The sequence below is a fragment of the Parabacteroides sp. AM58-2XD genome (assembly GCF_003463685.1).
Taxonomy (GTDB): domain Bacteria; phylum Bacteroidota; class Bacteroidia; order Bacteroidales; family Tannerellaceae; genus Parabacteroides; species Parabacteroides segnis.
This window is the reverse complement of the sequence record NZ_QSDP01000196.1, coordinates 1-4,003: the sequence shown is the minus strand read 5'-3', so window position 1 is coordinate 4,003 and position 4,003 is coordinate 1. Positions and strand designations below refer to the sequence as shown.

Sequence of the window (4,003 nt, the reverse complement as noted above, 5' to 3'; positions counted from 1 at the left end):
TCTTACAGGTTTCTATCTAGGAGAAATGTGGCTGAAGCCAAAAGAGAGAAACAACTTGTAAACCGTCAGCTGAAGCAGACGGCAAATGAACCTGTAATAGTCAAGTGACTCTGATTATGGTGGTTGTATGGCGGAGATATGACACACCCCCTTCCCCCTCTCGAGAGGGGAGCCAGGTACAACCGGTCAATAATCGGATAGTTCATATTTGATAAAAACTGAACTCTATATAAATACCCCAACTAATCATTCAACCTCTAACACCTCAGTTTCCTCTTTGGGTTTGAAAAGGTCTTTGATAAACAGATAACCGATTCCACCGAATATGGCAAGGAATACAAACCCAATCAGGATCAGCGGTTTCTTGGGAGAAGCGGCTTTTAAAGGAACTGTGGCAGGTTGTATTATTGTATACACCGGTGTCTGTTCCTGTACACGGAGTTTATCCTGTTCCAACTTCTGGGCCAATGTATTGTAAACATTGAAGGTTAATGTCATTTCATTCTTTAAACGTTCCTGTTCCGTGCGGTAGCTGGCTGAGATAATATTCTTGTTGGCATCTTCAAAGGCCGCATAGGCACGTTGTGCTTTATAGTAGGACTCACGGGCTTCGCTGAATACTTTCTCTGTGAATTCAAGGTCTTGCTTTACCTTCTGGGTACGGTAATTTGTGATGTATCCCTGAAGTTTTTCCAAAACAATTTGAGTGATATTCGCCGAGATCAACGGGTCCTGCATCTGAACGGAAACAGTGATTACCGATGTCTTTTTATCCACAGAAGCGGAGATGCGTTCCTGTAAATCCTCTATTACATCAGACTGTTCCTCTGTTAAATGAAAAGAGGATAACCCCATTATGTTCTTTTCTTCTTCATTTGAAAACAAATCTTTCACTACACCCAACAGTTTGAACGGGGCCTTTATCACATAACTCCACCACGCACTTTTCTGATCTTCATCCATATATTTGTACAATGTCGATGAGTAATCACCTTTTTCACTCTCAACTTGTACCGGAAACAACTCCAACAGAAAAGGAATACTTTGTACCACATCCGGATACAAATCCGGAGAAATGGCGTCCGAACCTACCGAAGCCCCCAGGTTTATACCAGCCATGGCAGCCAAACCACCCAGATTTCCCATCTTTTTGGACGGGTCTGAAGTTTCTGGTGCTAGCATTACTGTTGTACTGTATTCTTTCGGTATGCTAAAAGCAACCACCAATCCTACAACTATTGCAATTCCACTGCATTTGAACAAGAACTTACGCTCCCCCCATAACCGTTTAGCCAACTCTATTAAATCTATCTCCTGCTCGTTTGTATCCATACCAGGAGCGTTCATTTGAATCATATCCACCTTGTTAATTGATAATTAAAGATTGAAAATTGATAATTATTTCAGTGTGTTGATGATAGAGGTTATCATTGCAGCCATCGATGTGGTCGAACTGGTTATGCTCAAGATTTCTGCTAAACTAGTTTTGCGATCTTGCTGCGTTTTGGCGGGAACAACGATTTCACTGCCGGGTTCTACCTTCGGATAGTGCTTGAAGAAGATAAAACGCTTCCTGGTCGTTGCCACTTTACCATTCATATAAATTACGATCGGATATTTACGGGCAATATCGTTATAACCACCAGCTTGCGACAAACAACTTTTTACAGACATTCCTTCTGTATACGTCACACTGTTCGGATAAGTTACAGCTCCACTTATCTTCACTGTGCTCTGGTATTGTGGAATATAAAGTTCATCCCCGTCACGTAGCACCACATCGTGCGCACTCCCCGGATTTGCCAGGGCCTTTTCCAAATCGATACCCACCGAGTAGTCTTTAATGTTTTCCAGTGATAAGGCCACCGAATCGCGACTCTGTTTATTGGAACTCAATTGCAACAAAGTTTCTAGGCGGCGCATCTCATCTTCTGTCAGCTGGCGTTTCAGGCTGGCCCCTTTTACATAGGCATCAGGAGTTATTCCTCCGGCTTTGGCTATGATATCACTTAGACGGGAGTTCTTTTCTGCCAGTACGTAATCACCGGAGAAAGTGATTTCACCATTTACCTTTACTACCTGTTGTTCCTGATAACCCGGTGAGAAACGCACATACACTTCATCGAACGGTTCCAATGTAAAGATCGTATCGCTTTTCTTTCCATCCGTAGAGATCAAGCCTAAATTATCGTTCAATGCAAAATTGAATACTTCGGCCGTACGGTTAGTGTTCTCGTAAGTTTTTGTATCCTTAATCCTTCGGGCAACTTCCACATTCACAGTTGCCGCCGATTCCTTTAATCCTCCGGCCATCATAATGGCATCTTCCACTGTCAGGTTATTCCGGTAAGGAAGGACAGTGTCTATGTAATTCACCGCTCCACTTACTTTGATCGTATAAGGTTCGCGAAGGTCAAACAGGGATGGAATGTTCAGTTGGTCTTCCGGTTTAAGTTCCATATCCGGAGATGTGCACTGAGAATGCCACGAATGTCTACTGCTATAACCATCGTTGTGAAATCCGGATTCAAACGGGTAATCTGGGCACGGCCGGTAAACTCATCTCCTTTCAAACCGGCTGCCTGATCAACCAGTTGACGGACCGTATGAACCGTACCATTCAATTCATATTCTCCCGGACGCCAGACTGCTCCTGTCACTGTCAGACGGTTTTCGTAGAAAGGAATCACAGAGTCTACCAACAAAGAATCGCCATCCATCATCGCAAAGGAGGGATATTTATCTTCTGTAACAGTTGCAATCTGATAGCGACTTCCGGCTTTCCGTTTGATACGGACATCTTTCTTGTAGGCATCCCCGGTAAAGCCTCCGGCCATATTCAATAACTGTGAGAGTGTTTCGCCTTTTTTCATTTCGAAAATGCGGTTACGTTTTACCTTGCCTCTTACAATAGCCAGCTGGTCGTAAGGAGAAACGATCACCATATCATTTTCTTCCAGACGGATATTTGTATTGTATTTGCCATTCAGGAGATAATCATACACGTCCAATTTTGCCACTTCCTTACTATTACGGTAAACCTTTATTCCACGAAGCGAACCGATCTCATTCACTCCGCCTGCTGCATACAGAGCATTAAATAAGGTAGCAAACGAAGGAAGCGTATAGGTCCCCGGAGCAACTACTTCTCCTACTATATTAACCTTGATGCTGCGTATCTGGCTCAGACTAACTGATACGAACGTATTAGCCCCGTCCGTACTTCCTGACTCTGTATTTCCGGACAAAGTAGACATGATCCGCCCCAGTTCCTGACGGATACGATTTTCGGCTGTTTCAATAGTCAGTCCGCTCACAGAGACCGGGCCCAGGTTAGGGATAAGAATTGTTCCTTCGGGAGAAACCTTCAGTTTCAGATTCAGTTCAGAATCTCCCCAGACATTGATCAGCAATTCGTCGCCGGCAGATAAAACATATCCTTTAGGAGTCGGTACATTCAGATCCGGTTCAAAGGACAGATTCTTATTTGAGAATATTTCACGGCCGAACACTGTACCACTCAGATCTCCTGTCGGACGATTGGTTTCCCGCTGGGCATCCAGAGGAGGAATCACCTTTCCATCCTGAACCGTGACCGTACGGTCTGTAACCACAGCGTCCGATGCCGTACGTGCAGTCTGTTCCGCCCCGGACTGTCCCATTCGTTTATTCATCTCCTGACGGATCTGGTCATCCGTCATACCCGCAGCTTTCGCCTTATCAATCAAATCCTGGGGTACCTGTGCTGCAAGCGGAACCGACAGACACAGTAATCCCCCCAATAATACATTTCTGATTACGTTATTCATATTGTTATTTGTTTTTGTTGTTATTTCGATTTTAGAAATAATTGAGCTATCTGTTTATTGACTGGTTGTAACTGGCTCCCCTCTTGAGAGGGGGTAGGGGGTGTGTTAAAGCCAGTCAATAAAACAAGCCTTGTTACAGGTTTATTTGCCGTCTGCTTCAGCTGACGGATTAGTCAAGGGGTTATCTCATTGGA

The 4,003-nt window shown here is 44.2% G+C and carries 1 protein-coding gene and 1 pseudogene; both read right to left on the bottom strand.

All coding sequences use genetic code 11. The features are described from left to right. Positions 1-246: 246 nt before the first annotated feature. Positions 247-1,356 (bottom strand): Wzz/FepE/Etk N-terminal domain-containing protein, encoded by a 1,110-nt coding sequence (locus DXA15_RS24605; protein ID WP_128135793.1) that lies wholly within the window; start codon positions 1,354-1,356, stop codon positions 247-249. A 42-nt stretch (positions 1,357-1,398) separates the two neighbouring features. Further along, positions 1,399-3,809 (bottom strand): annotated as a pseudogene (locus tag DXA15_RS24600) (SLBB domain-containing protein). Positions 3,810-4,003: the final 194 nt, after the last annotated feature.